Below are 2993 nucleotides of genomic sequence, written 5' to 3'. Positions count from 1 at the left end.
GTTCCGCCCCTGTGCGTCCACCGTCCGTCCGTGCCCTGCTCGTCGTGCTGCTGTTGCCCCTGACCGGCCTCGCTGGCCCTGGGGCCGCGTCCAAGAAGGCCCAGAGCCGCGCGGAGGCGGACACGGTGCTCGCCCAGGTGGCCAACGGCGCCGCCGTGCCCCCCGCCACCTCGCGCCTGCGCTTCCTGCGCGAGGAGGCCTACGCGGCCGAGGAGATTGGCCCGATGCTGCGCACCACCTACGAGGAGCGCACCCGCCGCAACCTCGTGGCGCTGCTGGCGTCGCTGGGCGCGCGCAACGGTGAGGCCACGCTGGTGAAGCTGGCGTCGGACGGCGACAGCACTGTGCGCATGTACGCGGCGCAGGGGCTGGCCCGGCTGGGCAGCCGCAACACCGCCGCCGTGCTGCCGCTGCTCCAGGACAAGAGCAGCGGCGTGCGCCGCGAGGCCGCGCGGGCCCTGGGGGCGTCCAAGAACCCGAAGATGGGCAAGCCGCTGATGGCCGCCGCGAAGGACGAACAGGAGCTGGAGGTCCGCGCGGCGCTGCTGGAGGCCGCGGGCGCGACCGGTGACGCGAAGCAGAAGGCCGCGCTCAAGACGTACCTGGACAGCGACTCGGAGAGCACGCGCTTCGCCGCGGCCCGGGGCCTGTGCCGGCTGGGTGCCCCGGAGGGCTTCGCCTTCGCGCAGAAGCTCCTGGGCAACACGGACAAGTTCGTGCGCCGCCAGGGGCTGGTGCTCTTCGAGGGCGTGCCGGCGAAGAAGGCCAGCCCCGTGCTGTCGCCGCTCCTGAAGGACGCGGACCGCACCCTGGCTGCCACCGCCGCACGCGTGCTGTACCAGGGCGGCGATGCCGCGTCGCTGGACTGGCTGGTGCTCGCGTCGTGGAACGCGAAGGGTGAAGAGAAGCTCGTCTATGAGAGGGAGCTGGAGACGCTCCAGCTCGCGGACGACCGCCGCAAGGCCATCCTGCGCAAGGCCGGGGTGGCGCCGTGAGCGTGTGGGGTGTCTGCGCGCTCGCGCTCCTGTCCCAGGCTCCCGCGAAGAACCCGGCCCCGCCGGCCGTGCCTCCGGCGCGCGCGGTGCCCGCGTCGCTCACCGCGCCCGCGCAGCCGGCGGCCGCCCCGGTGGCTCCGCCCGTGCGGGAGAACGGCTGGAGCGCGCTCACGCCCGAGCAGCGCGCGGCCCTCATCGCCGACAAGGCCGAGTCCCCGCTGGCGGAGCGCCTGCTGGGCATGAGCGAGAAGTTCCTCAACACGCCCTATGTCCTGTCGCCGCTGGGGGAGGGGCAGGGCGTGGACCCCGACCCCACCTTCCGCCTGGACGCGGTGGACTGCCTCACCTTCGTGGAGGAGTCGCTGGCCCTGGGCCTGGCGAAGGGCGAGGCGGAGGTGCCGGCGCTGCTGGAGCGGATCCGCTACGCGAGCACGCCCACCTACGAGGACCGCAACCACCTGATGGAAGCCCAGTGGCTGCCCAACAACATCAAGAAGGGCCTGCTGGTGGACGTGACGCGCAAGTACGCGAAGGCGGACACCGTCTCCGTCACCAAGACGCTCACCGCGCACACCTGGCAGTCGAAGTCGTCCATGGCGCTGCAGCTGCCCCGCGAGCGCCAGCCCGTGGGCACCTTCACCCTGGACATGATTCCGTTGGACAAGGTGCTCGAGCACGCGCGCGGCGTGGCCTCTGGGACCATCCTCGTCGTGATGCGCGAGGACCTGCCGCTGAAGGCCACGCGCATCACCCACCTGGGCTTCGTGGTGCAGAAGAAGAAGCGCACGTACCTGCGCCACGCATCCAGGGGCGGCTACAACCGCGTGGTGGACGAGGACCTGGAGACGTTCCTCGCCCGCAACGCGCGCTACGACAAATGGAAGGTGACGGGCGTGAGCCTCTTCGAGGCCCGGCGTCCGCCCGACACGCTCGCGTCCCAGCCCGCGCCCGCTCAAGGCAGCGCGGACGTGGGCACGCCCTGACGGCAACGGGCCGCTAGTACGCCGGGGGCGCGCTGTTGTCGGCCGGCGCCTGGCGTGCCCGTTCGTCCTCGAGTTCTTCTTCCTCCGCCGCGCGGGCGGCCTCGTCCGCGTAGACGCGCGTCTGGATCCTCTCCTCCTCCAGGAGCAGGGCGGCGCGGACCTGCTCGGTGTCCGGCACCAGCAGCTCCCACCAGGGCAGCAGGTTGCCCGTGGTCAGCTCGTCCACCACGCCCGAGCGGCCGGGGCGCACGATGAGCGGGATGCGGTGCTCGTCCAGCACGTCCACGAAGACCTGGGCCGTCACGGGATCGTCCGCGACGCCCGCCCTCACGAAGCGGCGTTGATCCAGCTCATGGGGCAGGGGCAGCCCCCGCTCGTGCATCTCCTCGGCGGACACGAGCGGTGGGTGGTTGGGGCAATCCGTGCAGTCCACGACACTGTCCTGATACTCCGAGCCACACCGTGCGCAGTACCTCATGGGGCCCTCCTGGGCGATGGCTGGAATGTTAGGAACGGCTCGCGCGGATGGCAGGCTGTGCCCGGCGCGAATTTCCCATCAGTGCCGCGCCGCGTCTCCCAGCTCGCCCACCATGCGGCTCAGGCGCTCCACGTCGATGGGTTTGCGCAACACGGCATCGCAGTAGTCCGCGCCCTCCACCTGTGCGTAGCCGGAGACCAGGACGACGCGGGCCCTGGGCTCGCGCTCCTTCACCTGCTGCGCCAGCTCCGTGCCGTTCATTCCGGGCAGGGATTCATCCGTCACGACGACGTCGGGGTGCGTGGCCTCGAACGCCTTCAGTCCCGCCACGCCATCCGACGCGGTGGTGACCTCGAAGTCGTCCTCCAGGAGCTCCGCAAGGAGCTCGCGGCTGTCCCCGTCGTCCTCCACCAGCAGGACCTTGATTCGCTCGCCATCCATGCGACTAGAGCAACCCGGTGCCGAGCGGGATTCGTCCAACGCGTCCCGGGCGCGGTGACGTCCGGCTGGCTGCTTCGGGGGAGGGCAGGCGGGAGG

At 71.6% G+C, this 2993-nt stretch carries 4 protein-coding genes; 2 read left to right on the top strand and 2 right to left on the bottom strand.

Annotated elements, in window-relative coordinates; translation table 11 throughout:
* Positions 1-11 precede the first annotated feature (11 nt).
* Positions 12-995: a HEAT repeat domain-containing protein gene (locus tag D7V80_RS40565; RefSeq protein WP_199738986.1), complete on the top strand. Its 984-nt coding sequence runs from the start codon at positions 12-14 to the stop codon at positions 993-995.
* Positions 992-1978, top strand: coding sequence for an N-acetylmuramoyl-L-alanine amidase-like domain-containing protein (locus D7V80_RS40560; protein ID WP_120593105.1), 987 nt, complete (start codon positions 992-994; stop codon positions 1976-1978). The genes D7V80_RS40565 and D7V80_RS40560 overlap by 4 nt, the downstream gene beginning before the upstream one ends.
* A 13-nt stretch (positions 1979-1991) precedes the next feature.
* Here D7V80_RS40560 and D7V80_RS40555 read toward each other — a convergent pair whose 3' ends face one another.
* Both D7V80_RS40555 and D7V80_RS40550 read right to left on the bottom strand, forming a co-directional pair.
* A complete protein-coding gene (locus D7V80_RS40555) occupies positions 1992-2456 on the bottom strand; it encodes a hypothetical protein (RefSeq protein ID WP_120593104.1) in 465 nt (154 codons plus the stop codon).
* Positions 2457-2534: 78 nt separating this feature from the next.
* Positions 2535-2897 carry a response regulator gene (locus D7V80_RS40550; RefSeq protein ID WP_014395148.1) on the bottom strand — a complete coding sequence of 121 codons (363 nt, stop codon included), beginning with the start codon at positions 2895-2897 and terminating at the stop codon, positions 2535-2537.
* Positions 2898-2993: the final 96 nt, after the last annotated feature.

It is taken from the genome of Corallococcus sp. CA054B (assembly GCF_003611625.1).
GTDB lineage: Bacteria > Myxococcota > Myxococcia > Myxococcales > Myxococcaceae > Corallococcus > Corallococcus coralloides.
This window is presented reverse-complemented; position numbering and strand designations above follow the sequence as displayed.